23 protein-coding genes are annotated in these 23,371 nt (G+C 69.9%); 9 read left to right on the forward strand and 14 right to left on the reverse strand.

Annotated elements, in window-relative coordinates; all coding sequences use genetic code 11:
- Positions 1–5: 5 nt before the first annotated feature.
- Positions 6–650: a maleylpyruvate isomerase N-terminal domain-containing protein gene (locus tag ACQEU1_RS13710; RefSeq protein ID WP_433200317.1), complete on the reverse strand. Its 645-nt coding sequence runs from the start codon at positions 648–650 to the stop codon at positions 6–8.
- Positions 651–659: 9 nt separating this feature from the next.
- The gene (locus ACQEU1_RS13715; RefSeq protein WP_433200320.1) at positions 660–1,379 is read right to left on the reverse strand and encodes a thioesterase II family protein; all 720 of its coding nucleotides are present in this window, start codon (positions 1,377–1,379) and stop codon (positions 660–662) included.
- Between the two features lie 60 nt (positions 1,380–1,439).
- Between ACQEU1_RS13715 and ligD the strand changes: the two genes are divergently transcribed.
- Positions 1,440–2,384 carry a non-homologous end-joining DNA ligase gene (ligD, locus tag ACQEU1_RS13720; RefSeq protein ID WP_433200323.1) on the forward strand — a complete coding sequence of 315 codons (945 nt, stop codon included), beginning with the start codon at positions 1,440–1,442 and terminating at the stop codon, positions 2,382–2,384.
- Positions 2,374–3,309, forward strand: a complete 936-nt coding sequence (locus ACQEU1_RS13725; RefSeq protein ID WP_433200326.1) for a DNA polymerase domain-containing protein — start codon at positions 2,374–2,376, stop codon at positions 3,307–3,309. Before ligD ends, ACQEU1_RS13725 begins: the two co-directional genes overlap by 11 nt.
- On the opposite strand, the gene ACQEU1_RS13730 is transcribed toward ACQEU1_RS13725, so the two are convergent.
- The 7 genes from ACQEU1_RS13730 to ACQEU1_RS13760 all read right to left on the reverse strand — a co-directional run bounded on the left by ACQEU1_RS13730 (position 3,288) and on the right by ACQEU1_RS13760 (position 14,067).
- A complete protein-coding gene (locus tag ACQEU1_RS13730) occupies positions 3,288–5,675 on the reverse strand; it encodes a caspase family protein (protein ID WP_433200329.1) in 2,388 nt (795 codons plus the stop codon). The two genes, ACQEU1_RS13725 and ACQEU1_RS13730, sit on opposite strands and share 22 nt — an antisense overlap.
- Before the next feature lie 41 nt (positions 5,676–5,716).
- Positions 5,717–6,595, reverse strand: a complete 879-nt coding sequence (locus ACQEU1_RS13735) for a hypothetical protein (protein ID WP_433200332.1) — start codon at positions 6,593–6,595, stop codon at positions 5,717–5,719.
- Between the two features lie 80 nt (positions 6,596–6,675).
- Positions 6,676–8,367 (reverse strand): ABC transporter family substrate-binding protein, encoded by a 1,692-nt coding sequence (locus tag ACQEU1_RS13740; RefSeq protein WP_433200335.1) that lies wholly within the window; start codon positions 8,365–8,367, stop codon positions 6,676–6,678.
- A gap of 86 nt (positions 8,368–8,453) precedes the next feature.
- Entirely contained in the window at positions 8,454–10,583 is a 2,130-nt protein-coding gene (locus tag ACQEU1_RS13745; protein ID WP_433200338.1) for an ABC transporter ATP-binding protein, read from the reverse strand.
- Positions 10,583–11,560, reverse strand: a complete 978-nt coding sequence (locus ACQEU1_RS13750) for an ABC transporter permease (RefSeq protein ID WP_433200341.1) — start codon at positions 11,558–11,560, stop codon at positions 10,583–10,585. Before ACQEU1_RS13750 ends, ACQEU1_RS13745 begins: the two co-directional genes overlap by 1 nt.
- A 16-nt stretch (positions 11,561–11,576) precedes the next feature.
- Positions 11,577–12,554 (reverse strand): ABC transporter permease, encoded by a 978-nt coding sequence (locus ACQEU1_RS13755; protein WP_382445880.1) that lies wholly within the window; start codon positions 12,552–12,554, stop codon positions 11,577–11,579.
- Between the two features lie 484 nt (positions 12,555–13,038).
- Positions 13,039–14,067: a hypothetical protein gene (locus ACQEU1_RS13760; protein WP_433200344.1), complete on the reverse strand. Its 1,029-nt coding sequence runs from the start codon at positions 14,065–14,067 to the stop codon at positions 13,039–13,041.
- 183 nt (positions 14,068–14,250) lie between these two features.
- Between ACQEU1_RS13760 and ACQEU1_RS13765 the strand changes: the two genes are divergently transcribed.
- The 3 genes from ACQEU1_RS13765 to ACQEU1_RS13775 are packed head-to-tail and all read left to right on the forward strand — an operon-like array spanning position 14,251 to position 16,408.
- Positions 14,251–14,457 (forward strand): DUF6886 family protein, encoded by a 207-nt coding sequence (locus ACQEU1_RS13765; protein ID WP_433200347.1) that lies wholly within the window; start codon positions 14,251–14,253, stop codon positions 14,455–14,457.
- 38 nt (positions 14,458–14,495) lie between these two features.
- On the forward strand, positions 14,496–15,143 hold the full coding sequence (locus tag ACQEU1_RS13770; RefSeq protein ID WP_433200350.1) for a response regulator transcription factor: 648 nt from the start codon (positions 14,496–14,498) through the stop codon (positions 15,141–15,143).
- Positions 15,140–16,408, forward strand: a complete 1,269-nt coding sequence (locus ACQEU1_RS13775) for an ATP-binding protein (RefSeq protein ID WP_433200353.1) — start codon at positions 15,140–15,142, stop codon at positions 16,406–16,408. Before ACQEU1_RS13770 ends, ACQEU1_RS13775 begins: the two co-directional genes overlap by 4 nt.
- Here the strand turns inward: ACQEU1_RS13775 and ACQEU1_RS13780 are convergent.
- Entirely contained in the window at positions 16,365–16,892 is a 528-nt protein-coding gene (locus ACQEU1_RS13780) for an SgcJ/EcaC family oxidoreductase (protein WP_433200356.1), read from the reverse strand. The two genes, ACQEU1_RS13775 and ACQEU1_RS13780, sit on opposite strands and share 44 nt — an antisense overlap.
- Positions 16,893–16,975: 83 nt before the next feature.
- On the opposite strand from ACQEU1_RS13780, the gene ACQEU1_RS13785 reads away from it, so the two are divergent.
- Positions 16,976–17,350, forward strand: a complete 375-nt coding sequence (locus tag ACQEU1_RS13785; protein WP_394621213.1) for a PH domain-containing protein — start codon at positions 16,976–16,978, stop codon at positions 17,348–17,350.
- 297 nt (positions 17,351–17,647) lie between these two features.
- On the opposite strand, the gene ACQEU1_RS13790 is transcribed toward ACQEU1_RS13785, so the two are convergent.
- Entirely contained in the window at positions 17,648–18,097 is a 450-nt protein-coding gene (locus ACQEU1_RS13790) for a DoxX family membrane protein (protein WP_433200360.1), read from the reverse strand.
- A gap of 107 nt (positions 18,098–18,204) precedes the next feature.
- Positions 18,205–18,864, reverse strand: coding sequence for a winged helix-turn-helix transcriptional regulator (locus ACQEU1_RS13795; RefSeq protein ID WP_433200363.1), 660 nt, complete (start codon positions 18,862–18,864; stop codon positions 18,205–18,207).
- A 94-nt stretch (positions 18,865–18,958) separates the two neighbouring features.
- Between ACQEU1_RS13795 and ACQEU1_RS13800 the strand changes: the two genes are divergently transcribed.
- The 3 genes from ACQEU1_RS13800 (at position 18,959) to ACQEU1_RS13810 (ending at position 21,021) form a co-directional block, all read left to right on the forward strand.
- Complete coding sequence (locus ACQEU1_RS13800) at positions 18,959–20,104, forward strand: acyl-CoA dehydrogenase family protein (RefSeq protein ID WP_433200366.1); 1,146 nt, start codon at positions 18,959–18,961, stop codon at positions 20,102–20,104.
- A 68-nt stretch (positions 20,105–20,172) separates the two neighbouring features.
- Positions 20,173–20,580: a VOC family protein gene (locus tag ACQEU1_RS13805; protein ID WP_433200369.1), complete on the forward strand. Its 408-nt coding sequence runs from the start codon at positions 20,173–20,175 to the stop codon at positions 20,578–20,580.
- Positions 20,581–20,640: 60 nt separating this feature from the next.
- A complete protein-coding gene (locus ACQEU1_RS13810; RefSeq protein WP_433200372.1) occupies positions 20,641–21,021 on the forward strand; it encodes a class I SAM-dependent methyltransferase in 381 nt (126 codons plus the stop codon).
- Positions 21,022–21,048: 27 nt separating this feature from the next.
- Here the strand turns inward: ACQEU1_RS13810 and ACQEU1_RS13815 are convergent, their stop codons facing one another.
- The gene (locus tag ACQEU1_RS13815) at positions 21,049–21,531 is read right to left on the reverse strand and encodes a hypothetical protein (RefSeq protein WP_433200375.1); all 483 of its coding nucleotides are present in this window, start codon (positions 21,529–21,531) and stop codon (positions 21,049–21,051) included.
- Between the two features lie 37 nt (positions 21,532–21,568).
- Complete coding sequence (locus ACQEU1_RS13820) at positions 21,569–23,281, reverse strand: DUF2264 domain-containing protein (RefSeq protein WP_433200378.1); 1,713 nt, start codon at positions 23,279–23,281, stop codon at positions 21,569–21,571.
- Positions 23,282–23,371 lie beyond the last annotated feature (90 nt).

A 23,371-nucleotide genomic window follows, 5' to 3' on the forward strand; every position in this document is an offset into this window, starting at 1 on the left:
GTTCCTCACCCCAGGACGAACGGGATCTCCAGCTCCCCCAGCTCGGCGCGTTCCGCCGCGGTCGGCGCGCGCCGGCCCGTTCCCACCAGCAGCACGTCGGTGTCGGAGAACCCGGCGGGGAACGCCGTTCCGGCGATCTGCTCCAGCACCTCCCGGCAGCGGGCCAGTGCCTCGGCGGACGGGCCCGCGTGCCGCGGCAGGTGTGCGACCAGGTCGAGGTGGTGCAGCGTCCACTCCCAGACGTAGGCGCCGAGGTAGCCGGCCGCGGTGAGCACCATGTCCTGCGTGCGGACACGGGCGTCGGGTGCGGCCAGGCCTGCCGCTCGCTGCGCCGCCCTGCCCACGTCGTCGACGTGGAACTTCAGCATCCACGGCTCTCCGTAGGCCTGCGCGAGCCGGACGGTCAACGCCGACAGCGGGTCGTCCGCGGGTTCGTGCGCCACCCGCCAGTACGTCACGGCGTCGTGCGTCGGCTCGTCCGGCGCCGGCGTCACGAGCGTGATCAGCACGTCCTGCGCGTCGATCACGAAGTGGCACACCAGGTCCCGCACGAGCCAGCCCGCGCAGCCGGACGGCCGGCCGAAGTCCTCGTCGGTGAGGCGTTCGACCACGTCGAGCAACTCCCCCAAGGAGCGCGAAAAGAGGTCCACACCCGCAAACTACCGCGCGGCGGTGAGGGCGTCCGCGACCGCGCTTCTGTTGTCGGACAGGTAGAAGTGGCCGCCGGAGAAGACCTTCAGGGTGAACTCGCCCGTCGTGCGTTCGCGCCACCGCTCGACCTCGTCGACCGACGCCTTGGGGTCGGCGTCGCCGGTCAGCGCCGTCAGCGGGCAGCCCAGGTCCGGTCCGGGGCGGTAGCGGTAGGTCTCGGCGGCGCGGTAGTCGGCGCGGATCGCCGGGAGCACCATCCGGACGACGTCCTCGTCGTCGAACACGCTCGCGTTCGTGCCGGCGAGCCTGCGGACCTCGGCGATGAGCCCGGCGTCGTCGCGTTCGTGCACCCGGTCGTCGCGGACGACCTGCGGGGCGCGGCGGCCGGAGACGAACAGGTGGTCCGGTTCGTGCCGCAGCGCCACCTCGAACGCGACCATCGCGCCCATGCTGTGCCCGAACAGGTGCAGCGGGCGGCCGGCGGGCAGCAGCGGCGCGATCTCGTCGGCGAGCGCTCTGACGTCGTCGACCAACGGCTCCGACCTGCGGTCCTGCCGTCCCGGGTACTGGACGGCCAGCAGCTCGGCGCGGCCCTGGAGGTGCTGGACGAACGGCTGGTACCAGCTCGCCGCGCCGCCCGCGTGCGGGAAGCAGACGAGCCGCGGTGCGTGCGCGGGTGCCTCGGTGAGCCTGCGCAACCAGAGGCCGGTATCGAGTGTGGACGCCACGCGTCGATGCAAGCACCGTTCGGGCTGAGGAAACGACCAGAAAGAGCTAGCGTGGCGGCCATGGGCCAGTCTCCGGCTGTGGAGCTAGAGGTGGAGGACCGCGTCGTGCGGATCTCCAACCCCGACCGCGTCTACTTCCCGGCGCGCGGCGAGACGAAGCTGGATCTCGCGCGGTACTACCTGTCCGTCGGTGACGGGATCGTCCGGGCGCTGCGGGAACGGCCGTGCATGCTGCACCGGTTCCCGTCCGGGGTGACCGGCGAGAAGGTGCACCAGAAGAGGCTTCCGCACGGCGCGCCGCCGTGGGTGCGGACCGTGCGCGTGCACTTCCCGCGCTACAACCGCCACGCGGACGAGCTGTGCGTCACGCACCTCGCCGACGTGATCTGGGCGGTGCAGATGTCCACTGTGGAGTTCCACCCGTGGAACTCGCGCGCCGCGGACACCGAGAAGCCCGACGAGTGGCGCATCGACCTAGACCCCGGCCCGACCTGCACGTTCGACCGGGTGCGGCGGGTGGCGCTGGTCGTGCAGGAGGTGCTGGCCGAGCTCGGTGCCACCGGGTTCCCCAAGACCTCCGGGTCCAAGGGGCTGCACATCTACGTGCGGATCAAGCCCTCGTTCGGTTTCCAGGACGTGCGGAAGGCGGCGCTGGCGTTTGCGCACGAGGTCGAGCGGCGCGCCCCGGACGACGTCGAGACGACCTGGTGGCGCAAGGACCGTGACCCGTCCCTGGTGTTCGTGGACTACAACCAGAACACGCGCGACCGGACGATCGCCAGCGCGTACTCGGTGCGCGGCTACCCCGAGGCGACGGTGTCGACGCCGGTGCGCTGGGACGAGATCCCGGACGTCGACCCGCACGACTTCACCATCGCCACCGTGCCGGCGCGCTTCGCTTCCCTGGGGGACCTGCACGCCGGGATCGACGACGCGGTGTGGTCGATCGAACCGTTGCTGGAGTGGGCCGCCCGCGACTCCCTGGAGGTCCCCGATGAGCAGTAGCCCGATCAAGTTCTCCTCGCTGGACCAGCCGTTGTTCGGCGGGTTGCTGAAGGGTGACCTGGTCTCGTACCTGGAGTTCGTGGCGTCGCGGTTCGTGCCGGTGCTGGCCGGGCGGCAGCTGTCGGTGTGGCGGATCCTGCGCGGGCAGGACCCGTTCATGCAGAAGAACGTCCCCAAGTACACGCCGTCCTACGTGAAGACCGTCGACGTGTGGGCGGAGGCCTCGCACCGGACGATCAAGTACGCGATCTGCGACGACGAGCAGACGCTGATGTGGTTCGCGAACCAGCGCGCCGTCGAGTACCACGTGCCGCTGTACCTCGGGGACCACTTCGGCGAGGACCACGTGCAGACGCACCTGGTCATGGACATCGACCCGCCGGAGGGTTCCGGCTTCGACGTCGTCGTGCAGACCGCGCTGCTGGTGCGCGCCGCTCTCGCCGACGCAGGGCTGTCCGGCGTGGTGAAGACGAGCGGGGCCAAGGGAGTGCACATCTTCGTGCCGCTGGTGGCGCACTCGCCCGACGACGTCGCCGCGGCCACCCGTGCGGTGGCGGTGCGGGCGGAGAAGCTCGACCCCGCGCTGGCGACCACCGCCTACATCCGGGCCGAGCGGGGCGGGAAGGTCTTCCTGGACTCGACCCGTGCCTGGGGCGCCACGGTGGTGGCCGCCTACTCGCCCCGGCTGCGGGAGGGGTTGCCGATCTCGTTCCCGGTGCCTTGGGAGTCGCTGCCGGACGTCACCCCGGCCGACTTCACCGTGCGCACCCGTTTCGACGGGGATCCCTGGGCGTCGTTGATGCCTGCTCCGCAGACCCTGCCCGAGGATCTGATCGCTGAAGGGCACACGATTCCCGTTGCCAGGGTCGTGGCGATGCACGAGGGCAAGCGGCGCAAGGCAGCTCAGCGCGAGGCGGAGAAGTAGGCGGCTACCGCTGCTGCTACGGGTAGGGCCACGTGGGCGACGCTGGTGAACGTCGGTTCGTTGGCGGAGACGTAGTCGTTGGCCCTGATGAGGATTCCGGCCGCGATGACGAGGTAGGCGGCGACGGCCGCCCGGCCGGTGGTGATCGTGGCGGTGAGGGGGACGACGATCAGGGCCGCCAGGGCCGCGTGGGTGATGTACGGCGGGACCTCGGCGGTGAGCATCAGGACGGCGTCCGCCAGCAGGAGGGCCGGGGCGATCGCCTGTGGCCACTGCCGGGAGCGGCTTGTGCGGTAGGCGGCCGCGACGGTCAGGGCGGCGGACGTGGCGAGAACGGCGATGTCCTCGCCGTCGCCGTTGATGCTCATGAGGTCGTGGGCGGCGTACGCGATGACGAAAACGCCCGCGGTGCCGACGGCTCCGGCGGCCAGGGTCAGCCAAACCGGGGTCGCGGTGGCCACGAGGGTGACGGCGACGGCGGTGGCGGCCAGGGCGTAGGGCGTCCATGCGAAGGTCTCGCCGCCGCTGAGCAGGCCCGTCGTGCCGGCGAGGAGGCCCACGGTGGCGCCGGGGAGCCAGGGGTGGTCGCGGACGGTCAGGGTGAAGAGGGCCGCGACCAGGGCCCAGGGCCAGATCGCCGCGAAGACGAACGTGTTCGGGCTGGTGTCGCCGAGGTGGGCGAGGATGCCGCCGGGGATCGCCATCATGGCGATGAGGAGCAGGGCGAGGGCGGCGCCGGCGGCCAGGCGTGGCAGCGCGGCGAGGCGTGGCAGCGCGGCGAGGCCTGGCAGCTCGGCGAGGCCTGGGCGTTGCGTCGGCTCCGCAGGCTCCGTGGGCGCCTTCGGAATCGATCCGGACTCGCCCCCCGCCGGGGAGGTCTGAGGCCCCACTCCCATCGTCTCAGGCAGCACCGACAGTTTTCGCGGCGTGCGGGCGGCGGCGGGCGGTTTCGGGGCGGACGGCGGCGCGGCGGGTGACGAGACCGCAGCCAGGTTCGAGGTCGGCGACGCGGCAGGTGGCGAGACCGCAGGCAGGTTCGAGGTCGGCGACGGAGCCGGTTTCTCACCCAGCGCCTCGCGGGCCGCCGACGCCACCATCCGGCTGTCGTCCTCCCCCAGCCGCCGCAACGCCAGCCGCGCCGCCAGCGCCCTGCCCTCGTGCGCGACGGTCAGCATGCGGCGCAGCTCCGGGATCGCGCCCGCCCGCACGCCCGGCAGCGAGTGGTCGATGGCGTCCTGCAGTTCCGCCGGCAAGGCCGACGGGACGGAGACCGGGCGGGCCCGGCGGGCTATGCGGAGGTCGCCCCGCACGTCCAGCATCCACTTGCCCGGGGTCTGGTGCGGGGTCACGCGGCGGACCCGGTCGTAGACGTACTCGTAGAGCTCGTCGAGGCCCACGTGGCCGTCCTGGTCGCGGTCGGCGTCGCCGGTCTCCAGGCCCTCCACCAGGGCCGAGGTGAAGACGGAGGGTTCGCCTTCCGAGGCGTCGGCCACCGCGGCGCCCTCGAAGGCGTACTCCATCGCGGACGAGGCGGTGATGACGGCACGGCCGCTGCCGCCGAACTGTTCCTCGAGGCCGACGGTGCCGCCCGCGCGGGCGACCATGCCCCGGCCGAAGGCGCCGGAGTAGCAGCAGTCCAGGAGCAGGACGATGCGGCGGGAGCGGGAGCGGTTCATGCGGCGGGCCACGAAGTCCGCGGAGACCGCGGTGCCCGCGAGCCTGGAGAGCTTGGTGCTGGAGGTGGCGAAGTGGAGTTCGCCCGCCTCGTCCTTGACGCCGTGGCCGGAGAAGTGCAGGACCAGGAGGTCGTCCGGGGCCCGGTCGGCGAAGAAGTCCTCCACGGCCTCGTTGATCTCGGCGGCCGACGAGTTGATCAGGGTGCGGACGTGGAAGCCGCCGATGCGCGGGTCGGCCAGGACCTCGCTCAGGCGGGCCGCGTCGTGGGCCGGGGCGCGCAACGACGAGAGGCCAGGGTCGGCGAAGACGTGGCTCGCGATGATCAGCGCGTGGCGGTGCAGGTGGCGGCCGAGCCACTCGGAGCGGTGGGCCAGTTCGTCGGCGGTGGGGGCGCCGGTCAGTTCCAGCGGGTCGCCGTCGGCCTCGATCGTCACCGCGCGGTCGCGGCGCTGGCCGAGCCACGTCGACACGGCGTTGATCAGCGCGGCCAGGACGGTGGACTGGGAGACCGTGGTCAGGATCGTGCCGAGGTCGGCCACGTCCACGGCTTTGGCGCCCTCGGGGGCCGGGCCGGAAGCCGAGGAGACGGGGAGCAGTTCGGACAGTTCGGTGCGCAGGAACGCGGTGAGCTGCTCGACGCGCTCGTCGTCGGCGCCGTCCTCGCGCACGCGCAGTGTGACCTCGGTCATAGCGGCCTCCTGCCAGGAGGTCGCTCACCGGCGGCAAAGCATTACGACGGGTCGGAACCCCGGAAGGCGCCCCACCAGAAGCCCAGGACCGCGGCGACCAGGGTCGTGGTGATCCAGCCGGTGAAACCGGTGCCGTCGAGGTAGGCCCAGAAGAGCCCGACGAACGGCGCCGGGACGAGGAACACCGCGTCGACGCGGATCTGGGCGAACAGGCCAGAGGGCGCGCGGGTCTCCGGGTCGGGGCGCACCGGGTTGTCCAGGCGGCGGCCGCGCGGGTGCTTCGTCACCGGGCGGCCGGACGGGTAGACCGTCACGCCGTCGATCACGGCGACGCGGCCGCCGCGCAGCTCGACGTCGGCCGGCGACGGGAGCGTCACGAGCACCGGGTCGTAGTAGACGGGCAGCCAGCGCTCCACCGGGCCGTCGATCTCCAGCCACGACCGCACCATCAGGCCCGACTGGAGACGGATGCGCCGCACGGACACCGTCTCGGCCGGAGAACGGGCGGAACGCACCGCCAGCAGCAGCCGGACGCCGCCGACGGACAGCACCAGCAACGCCACGGCCACCGCGAACGTCACGCCGCCCAGCGCGCGGTCGGTCGACACGAACAGGTCCGAGCCGGGGATCACCGCACGCGACGGGTCGGCCGGGTCGAACGCGATCTGCGTCTGCTTGCCGACGACCCGGTCACCGTTCTCGTAGGCGACCCGCGCGGTACCGGCGGGCCAGCGCACCTCGACCGCACCGTCCGAATAGGACACCACGTCGCCCATGCCCCGCGCGGTCATCGACGACAGCGCCGCCCGTCCGTCCGAATAGGACAGCCAGGACAGCAGTGCGACCACGAGGCAGACCAGCAGCACGACCGCCGTGGTCGTGAGGCCGTACCGCAGCGCGGGAACCCGGGAACGCAGCAAGACAAGCTCCAAACAGGAAGAAACGGCCCGGCGGAGAAGACCCGCCGGGCCGTTCACGAGCCTAACGGCACGTCACTGCGTCAGCCGGTGAAGCCCATGTGGACGTAGTCGTACGGACGGTTCGCGTACGCGACGGCACCGAAGTTGGCGACGGTGCTCTTCACCGCGACCGCGCCGGGCAGCTGGTACAGCGGCAGCTGGTGGCCCAGCTCCCAGATCTTCTTGTCGGCCTCGTTGGCGATCTCGAGGCGCTTGGTGTCGTCGAGCTCGCCGACGGCCTGCTCGAGCAGCTTGTTGACTTCCTCGGACCCGATGCGGCCGTAGTTCTGGTTGGTGCTGGCCGGGTCGAGGTAGTAGATGCCCTTGCTGTCCGAGATCGGCGTGGCCGAGGCCAGCCAGCGGAAGCCCGTCATGTCGAAGTTGCCGACGTTCACGAACTGCTTGAAGAAGTCAGCCGACGGAACGGCCTGGATGTCGACCTTGGCGCCGATCTCCTTCAGCTGCGACTGCACGAGCTTCGCGATCTGGTCGGAGGTGGGGTTCGGCGTCGGGATGACGTAGCGGACGACGAGCTCCTTGCCGTCCTTCGCGCGCGTCTCACCGGCGAGCTTCCAGCCCAGCTCGTCGAGCTGCTTCTTCGCGGCTTCCTTGTCGAACGACGCGACGGCCGAGTTGTCCTTGTAGCCGGCCGAGCCCAGCAGGAAGAAGTGGTTACCGGTGACCTGCGCGTCACCCTTGATCATCTGGCCGAGGAGGGCCTTGGTGATGGTCTTGGTGTCGATGCCGCGGGTCAGCGCGACGCGGAGCTTCGGGTCCTTGAGGATCGACGAGTCGGCACCGTTGAACGTGATGTGCGAGTAGTCAGGCGTGATCGCCTGGCGGATCGTCACGTTCTGCATCGACTTGGCACGCGTGAAGTTGTCGATCGACGAGCCGATGTCGAAGAAGTCGATCTGGCCGTTGGCGAGCGCGTCCGCGAGCGCGGGACGGTCGACCTGGCGGAACGTGATCTTCTCCAGCTTGGGCTTGTCGCCCCACCACGCCGGGTCCTGGACCACGGTCACGAGCTTCGCGGTGCGGTCGATCGTGCCGACCTTGAACGGACCCGCGGTGATCTTGGGAGCGTCCGCCCAGCCCTTGTTGAACTCCTCGGCGACCGAGGACATGGACTTCGGGTACAGGGGCGAGAACATGCCCTTGTACTCGGCGAACTTCTTCTTGAAGGTGACCTTGACGTCCTGGTCGGAAGCGCCCTTCTCGACCTTCTCGATGTCCTCGTAGCCGGTGGTGCCTGCGACCTCGAAGGCCTTGTCGGCGCCGCTCAGCGACTTCCACATCGCCTCGAAGTCCTGCCACGACAGCGCCGTGCCGTCCGACCACTTGGCCTTCGGGTTGAGCTTGAACTCGAGGACCTGCGGCTCACTGGAGGCGAGCTTCGCGTCCTCGAGGTAGTCCTTGTTGATCTCGAACGTCGCGTCTGCCTTCTGCTTCCACAGGTTCGGCATCATCGTGTCGATCATGCGACGGCCGTCCGCGTTGGTGCCGTCGAGCTGGTTGTAGTTCCAGTTGTCGGGCAGCTGGTCGACCGGCCAGCGGAACTCGCCGCCGTCCTTGACCTTGGACGCGTCCTGCGGGTTGATGTCCGCCTGGCCGATCGTGTTGTCCGCGCCCTTGAGCCCGGAGTCCCCAGTGTTGCTGGGCCCACCACACGCGGTAAGCGTGAGGGCGACCGCCGCAATGGAGATCACACCCACCTTGGTACGTCGACTCACTGTCGTGAACCTCCCTCGTGCCCGGACACCAGTTGCCGGGGACACTGTTCCTTCGTGCTCGCAGGTCGTCTGAGGCGACGGATGCATCAGAGGACCTGACGGATCTGGGCGAAGTGGCAGGCCGCCTCGTGGTCGTCGGCCTGGACTTCGCGAAGTGGTTCCACCTCGATGCACTGGCGCTGCTTCTCCGGCGGCAGCGACGCGTGCAGGAAGCAGCGCGTGCGGAAGCGGCAGCCGGACGGCGGGTTCGCCGGGCTCGGCAGGTCGCCGGTGAGGATGATCCTCTCCCGCTGCCGCTCCTTCACGGGGTCGGGGATCGGGATCGCCGACAGCAGTGCCTGCGTGTACGGGTGGCGCGGCGCGTCGAACACCGAGTCCACCTCGCCGATCTCGATGATCTTCCCGAGGTACATCACGGCCACCCGGTCCGCGATGTGCCGCACCACCGACAGGTCGTGCGCCACGAACAGGTAGGCCAGGCCCAGCTTGGACTTGAGCTCCTCCAGCAGGTTGATGACACCCGCCTGGATGGACACGTCCAGCGCCGACACCGGCTCGTCGAGCACGACGAGCTTGGGTTCGAGCGCGAGCGCCCGCGCGATGCCGATGCGCTGCCGCTGACCGCCGGAGAACTCACCGGGGTAGCGCGACAGCTGGTCGGGACGCAGGCCGACGAGCCGCATGAGCTCCGGCACGCGCCGGTTGATGTCGCTCTTGGCGTAGCCGTGGACCTGCATCGGCTCGGCGATGCAGTCGTGGATCGTCAGGCGCGGGTCGAGCGACGCCATCGGGTCCTGGAACACCACGGACATGTCGCGGCGGATCGCGAAGCGCCGCTTGTTGTCCACATCGGACACGTTCGTGCCCAGCACGGAGATCCCGCCGCCCATGGGCTTCTGCAGGTTGAGGATCTCCATCAGCGTCGTGGTCTTGCCGCAGCCCGACTCGCCGACGAGGCCCAGGGTCTCGCCCTCGCGGATGTCGAACGTGATGCCGTCGACCGCGTGCACGGTGCCGACGCGGCGCTTGAACACCACGCCCTTGTTGACCGGGTACTCCTTGACGAGCTTGTCGAGCTCCAGCACGATCTCGCGCTGGTCGCGCGGGATCTTCGCGACCTCGGGCTCGTCCGCGACCTCGGCACCGAAGATCTCGACCGCGGCCTCCGCGCCCTCGGCGTCGGTCTCGGCGATCTCGTTGGTGCGGATGCACGCGGCGTGGTGCTCCGCCGAGCCGTCCACGTCCACGAGCGGCGGTTCCGCGGTGTGGCAGGCGTCGACGACCATCGGGCAGCGCGGCGCGAACGGGCACCCGTCGGGGAGGTCCGTGAGCGACGGCGGCTGGCCCTTGATCGGCACGAGCGCCTGCTTCTCGCTGACGTCGAGCCGCGGGATCGAGCCGAGCAGGCCGAGCGTGTACGGCATGCGCGGCTGCTGGTAGATGTCGTCCACCAGGCCGGTCTCGACGGCGCGGCCCGCGTACATGACCATCAGGCGGTCCGCGAACCCGGCGACGACGCCGAGGTCGTGGGTGATGATCACGATGCCGGCGCCGGTGACCTCCTGCGCGGTCTCCAGCAGCTGGAGCACCTGCGCCTGCACCGTCACGTCGAGCGCGGTGGTCGGCTCGTCGGCGATGATCAGGTCGGGGTCGTTGGCGATCGCCATCGCGATCACCGCGCGCTGCCGCATGCCGCCCGAGAACTCGTGCGGGAACGCCTTGGCGCGCTCGACGGCGTTCGGGATGCCGACCAGGTCGAGCAGCTCGACCGCGCGCTTGTTCGCGGCGGCCTTCGAGACCGCGCCCTTCTTGTGCACCAGGATCGCCTCGGCGATCTGGTCGCCGACGGTGTAGACCGGCGTCAGCGCGGACAGCGGGTCCTGGAACACCATCGAGATGCGGCGGCCGCGGATCTTCGACAGCTCGGTGTCGCTCTGGCCGATCAGCTCACGGCCCTGGAACTTGATGGACCCGCTGATGCGCGCCGAGGACGGCAGCAGTCCCATGACGGCGAGAGACGACACGGACTTGCCGGAACCGGACTCGCCGACGATGCCGAGGACCTCGCCGGGCGAGACCTGGTAGCTCAGGCCGCGCACCGCGCGCACCCGGCCCGCCTCGCTGGGGAAGGACACGTGAAGGTCCTCGACCTGCAGGACCGGGCCCTCGGTGGCCGGGGTGTCCGGCGTGTCGAACTGGATCTCCGAGGTGGTCATCAGGCGGCCTTCTCCTTGGTTTCCTTCTTCTCCTTGCGGCGCACGCGGGTGGACGTCGGGTCGAGCGCGTCCCGCAGTCCGTCACCGACCCAGTTCACCGCCAGCACGAACACGACGAGGAAGCCCGCCGGGAACAGGAAGAGCCAGGGGAAGGTCGTCGCGGACTCCGCGTACAGGCCGATCATGGTGCCGAGCGAGACGTCAGGCGACTGCACGCCGAACCCGAAGAAGCTCAGACCCGTCTCGGCGAGCACCGCCGAGCCGACGTTGATCGTCGCGTCGATGATGAGCAGCGACGCCATGTTCGGCACGATGTGCTTGGCGATGATCTTGCGCGCCGGCTGGCCCATGAACTTGGCCGCCTTGACGAACTCGCGTTCCTTCAAGGTCAGCGTCATGCCGCGGACGATGCGGGCGGTGATCATCCATTGGAACGCCGCCAGCATGATCACCAGCAGCCACCACGACTTGCCCCTGAACCACGGGCTCAGGATCGCGATGATCAGGAACGACGGCAGCACCAGCAGCAGGTCGACGACCCACATGAGCGTCTTGTCGGCGATGCCGAGGAAGTACCCGGCGGCCGCGCCGACGATCGCGGCGATGGTCGTCGAGATCAGCGCCACGAGCAGGCCGATGATCAGCGACTTCTGCAGTCCGCGCATGGTCAGCGCGAACATGTCGGTACCGATCTTGTCGGTGCCGAAGATGTGGTCGGCGTAGGGCGGCTCGAGGAACGCCGCGTAGTCCTGCTGGTCGTAGGTCCACTTCGACAGCAGCGGGCCCACGAACGCCATCAGGTACATGCCGATGATGACGACCAGGCCGACCAGGGCCAGCTTGTTGCGCAGGAAGCGGATGAGCACGAGCCTGCCGCGCGTCATCGCCTTCTCGGGTTCGGGGGCAGCGTCGACTGGGCTGCCGGAGGCGGCACCGGTGGTTCCGGCGGCGTCGCCCTCGTTGAGGATCACGGTCACGTCGTCGTCACCTTGCCTAGTTCACGCGGATTCGGGGGTCGAGCGCGGCGTACAGCACGTCGGCGAGCCAGCCGGAGAACAGCACGCAGACGGCGACGAACAGCGTCACCGTGGCCGTGATGTTCGCGTCCTGCGAGCCGATGCCGACGACCAGCCAGTCACCCATGCCGTACCAGGTGAAGATCTTCTCCGTGAACGTGCCACCGACGACGAGCAGGCCGAACCCGAACGCGAACAGCGTCGCCATCGGGATCAGCGCGGTGCGCAGGCCGTGCTTGAACAGTGCCTTGCGGCGGGTGAGCCCCTTGGCCTGGGCGGTGCGCAGGAAGTCGCTGCCGAGCACGTCGAGCATCGACGAGCGCTGGTAGCGGCTGTAGAACGCGATCTGGCCGAGCGCGATCGCGAGCGTCGGCAGGATCAGGTGCTGCAACCGGTCACCCAGTTGCTCGAACCAGTTCCCCTGAAATCCGGGGGTGGTCTCGCCGACGAAGATCAGCACGTTGCTACCGATCGCGTCGTTGAGGCCCTGCGCTCCCAGCTTGAGCAGCGGTCCGAGCACGAGAACGGGCATGGACAGCAATATGAAGCTGAACAGGGTCGCGAAGTAGTCGCTGAACTTGTACTGCCGGATCGCGCTGACCACGCCGAGCAGCACGCCGAACGCGATGCCGAACGTGATGCCCAGCAGGAACAACCTCAGACTCACGCCGATGCGCCTGCCGAGTTCGTCGGTGATCGGGCGGTCCGCGACGGTGCGACCGAAGTCGCCCTGAACCACACCGCTCATCCAGGTCACGAACCGCTGCGGGATCGGCTGGTCGAGGTGCAGGTCTCGTTTCTTCGCCTCGATCGACGCCGCCGGTGGCGGTGGGTTGCGTTGCTGCAACACCCCGATCGGGTCAAAGGTGGCGGAGGCCAACGTGAACGCGAGGAACGTCGCCACGAGGGCGAGCACCACGTAGTTGACCAACCGCCGCAACAGAAATCCGGCCACCCGTGTTCAGTCCTCTCCCCGGTGGTTGCGACTTCGGCTCACTGGATTGCAGTGGACGAGTTGCAAGAGATTAACCGCCGTTCAGGCGGACCGCTGCCCACCCCCACCATTGCGTGGAGGCCCACTGACCGGGCCATAGTCACCCATGCGTGGAGGAAAGGTGGGCGGAACAGCCACATCCACAGTTGACTCTCGTGAATTGTGTGCTCAAGCGTGACCATTGTGCGGCCGTATCGCTGTATTCAGCGTGAAGTTCCGGTTCCCCACGATGGATGTGACGCATCTGGGTGAATGCATTGACCAGAAGACGTGGGACAAGCAGCGCAATGTGATCAGAAAGCGACATCACTCTGCGGAGCGCCTCGTACGTCGAGTGTAACTGCACCGATGCGGAGCAGCACGGACGTCCGAGCAGCTCAGGACGGACTGGTCCGAACGGGGTGAACCGCGTCACAGGGAACGCGCCCAGATGGCTTAGGCAAGCCTAAGAAAGGCGCCAGAGCCGTCCGCCCGCGATCACGAACACCTGGCCGCCCGCCTTCTCCGCGGCCACCACCGCGCCGGACGGGCCGTCCGCGGGACGTTCGTCCTTTTCGGACACCATTTTGACGCCGCCGTGGTCCACGAAGAGCGTCGGCGTGCCGTTGACGTCGACCGGGGCGGCCAGCGTCATGTCGTCGTTCACCGGGACGTCCGGGGTGGTGATCTTCCGCCAGTCCGCGCCGGTGCCGGACCACCAGGCGAGCTTGCCCTTCGCGCGGCCCACGACCTGGCAGGTGCCGTTCCAGCAGCGGGCGGCCAGCGCGGCGTCGCCGTCCGGGAGGGTCGCGGTGGTCCAGGTGGTGCCGTCGTACTGCCAGACCGCGGCGCTGACCACGCCCTTCGCGATCTGCCAGCCGACGACCAGCGCGCCGTCGCCGTTCTGCGTGACGGCCAGCGGGAAGCGGAGGAGCTCCTGCGAGCTCTCGAGGACCGTGCCGGCGGAGGGCTGCCGGGTCCAGGTGTCGGCGGCGTAGGTCCAGGCCGCGATGTCGAGGCCAGCCTTGGCGCTCTGCCAGGTGCCGATGATCAACGGACCGGCGGCGGTGCGGACCGGGCCGATGAGCTCGCCGGCACCGTAGCCGCCGAACGTGCTGAAGGCCTGCGGTTTCTCGGTGATGGCCCGCGTGTCGCCGGTCCAGGCGCTCCAGCGGACGTTGCCGTGCGCGCCGCCGCGTTCGCCGCCCACGCCGGTGATCGTGGTGCCGTCGGAGGTGATGCCGTACCAGTGCGCTTCCTTGCCGTACGGCGTGGCGGGGGTCAGCCGCGAGTTGCTGATCCTGCCGTCGGCGGAGCGGGTGACGAGCTCCGGGTGGTCGACCGGCCGGGTGCCGATGACCAGCAGGTCGTTGTGGGTGGCCAGCGCTTCGGGCGTGGCGGTGAGGTCGACCGCGGTGAAGCCGGCCGCGTTGTCCGCGCCGCCCGATGAGCAGCCGGTGAGGAGCAGCAAAACCGCGAGCGTCAGCCTCCGCATGCGGGCCAGTATGACCACATGCGGCCCGCACCCGATCAGGTAATGCACTTCTCCGAGGATCCGTCGATCACCCGGTTCGTGCCGCACCTGGCGGCGGCGTGTGAGTGGCGGACGCCGGGCGGAAGCCGGACCACCGGTTTCCGCGGCAGTGCCCGCAAGTGCTGACGTGAACTGCGCACACGAGTGCACGCGGCCGAGTACAGGTGGCTGGAACGGATGCGGACCGTCGAGCTGTACGCGAACCGCTTCGACGCGGCGCGGTTCCAGCCGTTCGAGGACCACACACACGCGGTACCGGACACGGTGGCGCGGCTCGGGTCTGCCGAACGCGTGGGCCGTACTGCGACGAGGTCACCGCGAGCGGGCAGGAGTTCAGCTGCATCCGCATGAGGAACGCCCTGCCGCGATCAGTGGAATGATCAGCGGCCATGCGGGTGCTGCTGGTGGAGGACGACGAGCCGATCGCGGAATCGCTCACGCGAGGCTTGTCCCGCTACGGGTTCGAGGTCCGGTGGGTGCGCACGGGCGCGGAGGCGCTGGCGGCGGAGGACTTCGCGATCGTCCTGGTGGACCTCGGGCTGCCCGACGTGGACGGGCTCGACGTCTGCCGTGAGCTGCGGGCGCGCGGGGACGTGCCGATCATCGTGATCAGCGCGCGGTCCGACGAGGTCGACCGGGTGGTCGGGCTGGAGATCGGCGCGGACGACTACGTCACGAAACCGTTCGGGGTGCGGGAGGTCGTGGCGCGCATGCGGGCGGTCCTCAGGCGCGCGCGGCCGGCCAGGGAACCCGAGAACCACGGCAGGGTGCGCATCGACCGGCGTGGACGGCGGGTGCACCTCGACGGCGGCGAGGTCGAGCTGACGCCGAAGGAGTTCGACCTGCTCGCGTTCCTCGCCGAGGACCCCGGCACGGTGTTCACCCGCGAGCAGATCATGGAGGCGGTGTGGGACGAGAACTGGTTCGGCCCCACCAAGACGCTGGACGTGCACGTCGGGGTGCTGCGCCGCAAGCTCGGTGACGCGGCGTCGCTCGAGACCGTGCGGGGCGTGGGTTTCCGGCTGGTGCTCCCGTGATCCGGCAGCTCGCCTGGAGCTACCTGCTGCTGGTCGCGGTGGCGATCGCGGCGTTCACGGTGCCGGTGGCGTTCACGTTGAACCAGCAGCTCTACGGCGACGCGGAGAACACCGCGCGCCGCGAGGCCGACACCGCCGCGTTGCTGCTCGCGTCCGGTGACACCCGGTCGTTGAACGCGCTGGTGGACGCCTACGAACGCCAGACGCCCGGCCAGATCGACGTGCTGGAGCCGCGGGCGGAGTCGAAGGTCTGGGACGACGAGGGGCTGAAGCTCACCGTGCCGGCGAAGGCACCGGACGGCACGGTGGTCGGCGCGATCCGGCTGTCCTATCCAGACGGTCCCATCACGCAACGGCTCTGGCAGATCTGGGGTTTCCGGGCCGCGCTGGCCGTCGGCGTGCTGATCGTGGCGGCTTTTCTGGGGCTGTGGCTCGCGAAACGGGTCACCCGGCCGTTGCGGGAGCTGAACGCCATGGCGGGCAGGCTGCGCGACGGCGACCTGACCGCGCGGGCCGAGGAGACCGGGCCGCCGGAGACCCGCACGCTCGCCAGGACGCTGAACACCGCCACCGAGACGATCGGCACGCTGGTCGGCTCGCAACGGGCGTTCATCGGCGACGCCTCGCACCAGCTCCGCACGCCGCTCACCGCGTTGCGGCTGTCGCTCGACAACGTGGCGGACGGCGTGGACGACCCGCTGGTGCGCGAGGACGTCGAGATGGCGACGGCCGAGGTCGTGCGGATGTCCAGGCTGGTCAACGGCTTGCTCGCGCTGGCCCGCGCCGAAGCCGACGTCGCCCACCCCGAACCGGTGCAGGTGCTCGACGTCGTCTCCGAACGGTTCACCGCGTGGCGCGCGGCCGCGGACGAACGCTCCGTCTCGCTGGTCAGCGAGGGCTTCGACATCCGCGTGCTGGCCACGCCCGGTCACCTGGAGCAGGTGCTGGACAACGTCCTGTCCAACGCGCTGGAGGTCTCCCCCGGCGGCGCGACGATCCTGGTCCGCACCACCCGGCCCGGTGTGGTCGAGGTGATCGACGCCGGCCCCGGCCTGCCGGAGGCGGATCGGGCGCGGGCGTTCGACAGGTTCTGGCGCGGCCAGGGCCTCACCGGCAAGGGCGGTTCCGGGCTCGGCCTCGCGATCGTGAAGCAGCTCGTCACCGACGACGGCGGCACCGTGTCGCTGGAGGCGGCCGGCAGCGGCGGCCTGTGCGTGCGGATCAGGCTTGCTCCGGCATCGCCGACGAGTGGTGGTTCACGATGAGCCACTTCCCGTCGATCTTCTCGTAGACGAACGTGTAGCGGGCGTCGACCGTGGTCGCCTTGCCGTTTTTGGTGAGCGCGAACCGGTAGGTGCCCGCGTCGATCGCGTCGTCGGCGTCGAGGACGGCGACGTGCGAGTCGAGGATGCTGCCGCTCGGCCTGCCCAGCAGGAAGTGCTCGAAGTAGTCGACGATCTCGGCGCGGGTGGACCGCACCTGGTTCGAGACGGTCGGCAGCAGAACCGCGTTCGGAGCGTAGCGATCGGCCACCTTCTGGGCGTCCCCCGTCGCGAGGGACGCGTTCCAGTCGGCGAACAACGCCTTGACCTGCTCGGGCGTCGGCGCCACGTCCGTACTGGCGGTGGTCTGCGCTGGGGCGCTGGAACATCCGACGAGCAGGGCGGTGGCTCCCGTCAGTGCGGCGGCTCCGATGAGGTAGTTGCGCATCGTGTCGTTCTCCCCGATCGAGTGGCTGTTGAGATCCACTTTCGGGCTAGCCGGGGAAGCGCTCGGACAGGAGCAGCCCAGTACCGGGACAATCTTTCGGAAAGCCTGGTAAACGTGGACGTATGGGACTTCTCAGCGGAATGATGGGGAACGCTTCGAAGCTCGACCCGCGGGACGCCGCCAAGGAGTTCGGGCGGCTGCTCTCGCACGGCGAGCAGATCCACGCGGCGTACCAGCTGGTGCGCGACTCGTTCCTGTTCACCGACCGGCGGCTGATCCTGGTCGACAAGCAGGGCATGACGGGCAAGAAGGTCGAGTACCACTCGATTCCCTACAAGGCGATCACGCAGTTCTCAGTGGAGACGGCCGGTCACTTCGACCTCGACGCCGAGCTCAAGATCTGGGTCTCCAGCCACGACGTGCCGATCTCCAAGCAGTTCGGCAAGGGCGTCGACGTCTACGAGGTGCAGGCGCTGCTGGCCGCGTTCGTCCGGTAGCAGCGCCACCACGAGCTCTGCCAGCGCGATCAGCGCCGCGGTGAGCAGGTGGCTCGTGTCGAGCAGGAGGTTCAGCGCCGTCAGGACCACGGGCGCGACCCGGCTGCGGACCAGCACTCGCATGATGACGGTGGCGCAGCGGGTGGTGGACATTTCCGTGTCCTCTCAGGCGTTTCCGGCTCTCACAGATACGTCGAACCAGACCGTCCGAAATCGACACCCGCGCGCAGAAACCGTGTCCCACAACGAAAAATCCCCCGCAGGCGCGTTGCCTGCGGGGGATTTCGCTTGTGCGGTCTAGCGAGCCTGCAGCATGGGGCGGAACTTGTCGCGGTACGCCCACGCGAGACCGATCTCGGCGACAGTCACGAACAACCCGATCGCGAGGCCCTCGGTCTCCAGGAAGACGTGGTACAGCACGATGTTCACGATCATCGGGGCCAGCAGCGCGAGCGCCAGCGGCACGAACCGGCCGGTCAGCAGGAACAGGCCCGCGACGACCTGGACGGCGGACGCCAGGTGCAGCATGTACCCGGTCGCGGCCAGTGCCAGCGTGAACGCCACCCCGGCGGGCGCCATCGTGCTCGGATCCGGGGCGGGCATGAAGTTCAACCACCCGTTCAAGCCGGTCGTGGTGAACAGCAGGCCGGTCAGCACGCGGGTCACGATCGTGAGGTGGCGCGAGAACGCGGACTTGCGGACGACGCGGGTCTCGGCGACGGCGGGGGCGGTGATCGTGGCGGTCATGTCGAGTTCCTCCTGGGCTGTCGTGTCCTTCCACTGATGCGTCGAACGGGCACCACCCCGGATCGACACGACAGCCCAGAAATCTTTGGTTATTTGGTTTTCGCTGGTCAGACGCGGGCGCCTCGCACGATCTCGGCGACGGGGCTGAGCTTCAGCCACGCCGGCAGCCCCCGCACCACCCACCGCGACCCGGTCAGCTCGATCGTGCCCGCCCGCACCGCGTCGAGCAGGTCGACCTCGCCCTCCCACATCCGGAAGAGGGTCGCGATGTCGGACGCCAGCACGGCGTCGACCTCCAGGCCGGGGTCGGTGTAGCAGATGGAGGCGTCACCGGGTTCGACGACGAGCCAGAACGTGCGGCGCCGGTCGTGGATGCGCACCTCGATGTTCGCGCGCTTGTCCAGCGCCCCGGTGTCGACGCGGCCGTGCATCCACCACATCAGCACCTCGGGGTCGAGCTCGTCGGCGCGCGGGTCGCCGAACGCGTACCGGGCACCCCAGTCGGCGAGCCCGAACACCAGCGGCCGCAACGCCTCCCCTGACGGCGTCAGCTCGTACCCGTCGCCGGTGCGGCGCACCAGCCCGGCGTTCGCGAGCTGCCGCAACCGCCGCGACAGCAACGCGCGCGAGAGCCCCGGCAGGCCGCGGGAGATCTCGTTGAAGCGCGAGGCACCGATCAGCATGTCCCGCACGATCAGCAACGTCCACCGGTCGCCCAGCACCTCCACGGCGCGGACGATCGGGCAGTACTGCGCGTAGGTCCTCACAGGGGAAGTCTCCGCGCGGACGAGCGTTTCGTTACCGCCGTCCGGTTCACTTTCAGAACTACCCGCGGGGCTTGCGCGTTCCTACTTTCGTCCTATGACAACACTTGAGACACCAAGGGTGACCGGCACGTTCCCGACCGTCACCAGAGACGACGACGCGAAGTTCGTGGACGTGGCCGCCCGCATCGGCGCCGTCGCCGCCCGGCACGCCTCCGAGCACGACCGCGACGCCACGTTCGTGAGCGAGGCTTACGAGGCCATGCGCGAGGAGGGCTACCTGGCGTTGGCCGTACCCGAGGAACTGGGCGGGCTCGGCGCCACCACCCGCCAGGTCTGCTACGCGCAGGCCGAGCTCGCCCGGCACGACGGCGCCACCGCCCTCGCCGTCACGATGCACCTCTACCTGACGCTGATGCAGGTGTACCGCAGAGGCAAGGGCGCGCCGGACGCGGAGGGCGTGCTGCGCCGCGTCGCCGCCGAGGGCCTGGTCATCGCCACCAGCGGCGGTTCGGACTGGCTGTGGCCGACGACCACCGCGACGGCCGTGGACGGCGGGTTCCTGGTCAGCGGCCGCAAGGCGTTCTGCAGCCAGTCGCCGCGCGCTCAGGTCGTCGCCACCTCCGCCGTCCTCGGCGAGGAGGTGCTGCACTTCAGCGCGCCGCTGAACGCCGACGGCGTGCGGATCGAGGAAACCTGGGACACGCTCGGCATGCGCGGCACCGCCAGCCACGACGTCGTGCTGGAGGACGTGTTCATCCCGGCCGACAAGATCGCGGCGCGACGCCCGTACGGCGAGTTCGGCGCGCCCCTGTTCGCGGCGATCGTCCACTTCGCGCCGATCTGCGGCGCCACGTACTTCGGCATCGCCGCGGGCGCGCGCGACGTGGCCGTGCGGTCGACGTCGAAGAACGCCGTGCGCCAGATCGGCCTCATGGACTACAAGCTGCGCACCGCGTGGTGGTCGCTGATGGGCTCGATCGAGGAGCTCGGCACCGGCTACACCGCCGACGCCACGTCCACCGTCACCGTGATGCTGGCCAAGCGCCAGGCCGTCGTGGAGGCCGTCGAGGTCGTCGACCTGGCGATGGAGGTCCTGGGTGGACGGTCGTTCTTCAGACGTTCACCTCTCGAACGCGCCTACCGCGACGTCCGCGCCGGCACGTTCCACCCGCTGACACCCGAGGCCACACTTCTGTACGCAGGCAAGGTCGCGCAGGGTGACCCCGGAATCACGGAATAAGTTCAAGTTGTAGGTACGCCAAGGGTTTGCGAGGATTCGGTCCCGTCTCTTCTGAAGGAGCGATTCCGGTGGCAACTCGCCTCAACCCGTACATCAGCTTCGACGGCCAGGCCCGCCAGGCGATGGAGTTCTACCACTCGGTCTTCGGCGGCGAGCTGAAGATGAACACGTTCGGCGAGTTCGGCATGCAGGACACGCCGCAGGCCGACCAGATCATGCACGCCCAGCTGGAGACCGAGCTCGGTTACACGATCATGGCCTCCGACACGCCGCCCGGCATGGCGTTCCAGTCCGGCTCGCGCATCACGGTCTCCCTGTCCGGCGACGAGGAGGTGCTCCGCGAGTACTTCGCCAAGCTCGCCGTGGGCGGCAAGGTCGGCACGCCGCTGGAGAAGCAGATGTGGGGCGACGAGTACGGCGACCTCGTCGACCAGTTCGGCGTCAACTGGATGGTCAACCTGGGCGGCCTGGGCTGACAAACCCCGGCGGGGCTGCGGGAGTAGCCCCGCCCGCCAGGCTGACGCATGATGTGGACCATGAGCGAGCGTCTGCGGGATGTGGTCGGCCAGCTGGCGGTCCGCCCGGCCGACCGAGTGCTGGAGATCGGCTGCGGCCAGGGAGTGGCGGCCACCATGGTCTGCCAGCTGCTCTCCACGGGCACCCTCACCGCGATCGACCGCTCCACCAAGATGATCGAGGCGGCCACCCGCCGCAACGCGGTCTACGTGGCCTCGGGCAAGGCGGAGTTCCTGATCGCCTCGCTGGAGGACGCGAACCTGGGCGACCGCCGCTTCGACCTGGTGTTCGCCGTGCGGGTGGGCCTGTTCCACCGCGACCCGGACCGCGCCCGCGCCCTGCTGGCACCGTGGCTGGCACCGGGCGCCCGCGTGCAGTCGTTCTTCGACGTGCCGGTCTAGGCGCTGGACCGGAACCGGCAACCGCGACTAGACCCGGCTGAACAGGTCCGTGATCAGCTTCTTCGACGGCTCCACCCCGGCCGGTGACATGACCTCGATCTGCGTTTTCCCCTTCCGGGCCGCCACCGTGTGCTGGGCGGTCTCCGCACCACCGGCCGACGACTCGTAGGCCTCGTCGAACAGCCCCTCGATCGCCTTGGCCTTCTCCGGCCTGCTCTTGGCGAACGTGGCCGCGGAGGCGTTGGTCGTGAACCGCACCTCGACCGGCATCCCGGCACCCACGTAGTTGCACGTGGTGACGGCCTTGTCCACGGTCTCCCGCTGCCCCTGCAACCGCAGGTTGAGCGCCTTCCCGACCACGGACGAGTTGGCGTTGGCGCAGGTGGGACCGTTGCCGGCGGCCTGTTCCGCGGTGGTAGGCACCTGCGGGGCCTGCGTGGGGGCGGCTTCCGGCTCCGAGGTGCAGGCGGCGAGCAGCAACGCGGCGGCGGCGAGAAGGGTGATGCGCACATCCCTTCATCGGGCCTGCCGCCACCGCGTTACCCGCTCACCAGCCGTCGACCTGCCGGAGGACCTCGTCGACACGGCCTTCCCAGTCCGCCTCCACCAGCCTGCCGTTCAGCACGGCCACGGCGGCCAGCGTCGCCGTCCCCTCCACCTCGGCGGTCAGCGCGGAAACCCGCACCCCGCCGGTGAAGGCCGTTCCCTGGGGTGCCGGGTGCGAGGTCGTGCCGGTCCAGCCCACCACGTTCGTCAGCTCGGACGGCAGGTCGGTGGCCCAGCCGGTGAGTTCGACGCGGGTACCGGGCGGCGCACCGACCACCCGGTGGATCCGCAGCTCCTGGTCGCCCCACACCGCCGTGACGCTCAGAACGCGCAACCCCGGCACCATCGGCTGGTCGGCGTCGAACACCGGGCGGTGCCAGGAAGCGGCCCAGTTCTCCCGCGCCCCCAGGGGGTGGATGCGCCGCCGCACGCTGCGGTCCCCGTCGACGATCACGGCGAGGTGGTTGTCGGCGACGTTGTGCTTCGAGGTCGGCCCGGTGCTGGTCGAGTAGGCGAAGCGGCTGTACAGCGGATCGTCGTCGCCCGCGCGTTCCCCCTCGAACGGCCGCACGTGGTCGCTGCCGTGGTTGTGCAGCCTGGTCACACCGCCGTGCCGCTGCACCAGGAAGCCCGGCCCCGGCACCGCGACGACACGATCCTCGTCGTCGGCCTCCTCCCGCGAGGTCCACAGTGGATGATCGGCCGCGGCCAGCAGGCAGACGAACGCCTTGGACGCCCAGTACGGCGAGGCCGGGCCGGAGTAGGGCTGCAGGCTCGCCTCGTGCGGCCCGTGCCACCCCAGGCTCAGCAGGCCGTCGGTCAGCGCGCCGCGGTCCAGGAAGTACCGCAGCGAGTTGCTGATGAGGTGCCGGGAACGGCCGGGGCGGAGCGGCGTCTCGCCGGTGACCGCGCCCAGTGCCACGGCGGAGGCGGCGGCGAACCGGTAGGTCAGGGACCGCCCGAGGTAGATCGGTGCCCCGTCCGCGCCGAACAGCAGGCTGAAGCTCTGCAGGTGCTCGCGCAGGTGGGTGGTGATCGGGCGGCCGCCGAGGTGGGCGTCGAGCGCCGGGTACAGGTGCAGGGCCCAGCCGTTGTAGTGGTCGAACGCGCGGCCGTCGCCGTCGGAGTACCAGCCGTCGCCGCGGTACCAGCCCTCCAGCAGCTCCATCGCGCGGTCCTGGGCCCGGCGGGTCTCGTCGTCGCCACGGCCGGCGTGTTCCAGGAACGACGCCACGGTGTACGGGAAGAAGTACCAGTTGTTGGCGGCCGGGACGTGCCGCAGCGCCCCGCGCAGCCAGGCCTCGGCGCGGTCCTGGACCGCCTCCGGGAGCTTGTCCCAGAGCCACGGCCTGGTGAGGCGCAGGCCCAGCGCCACCGACGCGGACTCGACCATGGGCTGGCCCACGTCGAAGATCTGCGGCCACTCCCCTGCCGTGCCCGCGGTGAGGCCGGCGGCGTAGCGGTCGAGGAGGTTGCCGGGGTCGTCACCGTGGGCGGTGCGGAAGGCGGCGGCGAGGAACGTGCGGGCGTAGCCCTCCAGGCCGTCGGAGCGGACGCCGCTGCGGGACGGCCGGCCGGGGAGGTCGAGGAACGCCTGGTCGGGCGACGCGTGCCGCCAGGCGGCGGCGAGGAGTCCGTCCGCCACGGCCACCCAGTGGTCGCGGGTGAGGCCGGTGTGGGGGCTGAGGGTGTGGTCGGGTTCGGGCAGCTGCACGCGGTCTGTTCCCTTCGCTCGGTCGGGTGCCTGGCTTCCGCCGCGCCTGCTCACGCGACGCGGTCCGCCCGCACCTGGCTCCTGTCCCAT

It is taken from the genome of Lentzea sp. CA-135723 (assembly GCF_050936595.1).
In the GTDB taxonomy this organism is placed as follows: Bacteria; Actinomycetota; Actinomycetes; order Mycobacteriales; family Pseudonocardiaceae; genus Lentzea.

What these genes read in the sequence shown, in the direction of transcription:
- ACQEU1_RS13770 (WP_433200350.1), top strand. Translation starts at nt 14,496, where the DNA reads ATGCGGGTGCTGCTGGTGGAGGACGACGAGCCGATCGCGGAATCGCTC.
- ACQEU1_RS13810 (WP_433200372.1), top strand. Translation starts at nt 20,641, where the DNA reads ATGAGCGAGCGTCTGCGGGATGTGGTCGGCCAGCTGGCGGTCCGCCCG.
- ACQEU1_RS13785 (WP_394621213.1), top strand. Translation starts at nt 16,976, where the DNA reads ATGGGACTTCTCAGCGGAATGATGGGGAACGCTTCGAAGCTCGACCCG.
- ACQEU1_RS13800 (WP_433200366.1), top strand. Translation starts at nt 18,959, where the DNA reads ATGACAACACTTGAGACACCAAGGGTGACCGGCACGTTCCCGACCGTC.
- ligD (WP_433200323.1), top strand. Translation starts at nt 1,440, where the DNA reads ATGGGCCAGTCTCCGGCTGTGGAGCTAGAGGTGGAGGACCGCGTCGTG.
- ACQEU1_RS13745 (WP_433200338.1), bottom strand. Translation starts at nt 10,583, where the DNA reads ATGACCACCTCGGAGATCCAGTTCGACACGCCGGACACCCCGGCCACC.
- ACQEU1_RS13725 (WP_433200326.1), top strand. Translation starts at nt 2,374, where the DNA reads ATGAGCAGTAGCCCGATCAAGTTCTCCTCGCTGGACCAGCCGTTGTTC.
- ACQEU1_RS13730 (WP_433200329.1), bottom strand. Translation starts at nt 5,675, where the DNA reads ATGACCGAGGTCACACTGCGCGTGCGCGAGGACGGCGCCGACGACGAG.
- ACQEU1_RS13760 (WP_433200344.1), bottom strand. Translation starts at nt 14,067, where the DNA reads ATGCGGAGGCTGACGCTCGCGGTTTTGCTGCTCCTCACCGGCTGCTCA.
- ACQEU1_RS13790 (WP_433200360.1), bottom strand. Translation starts at nt 18,097, where the DNA reads ATGACCGCCACGATCACCGCCCCCGCCGTCGCCGAGACCCGCGTCGTC.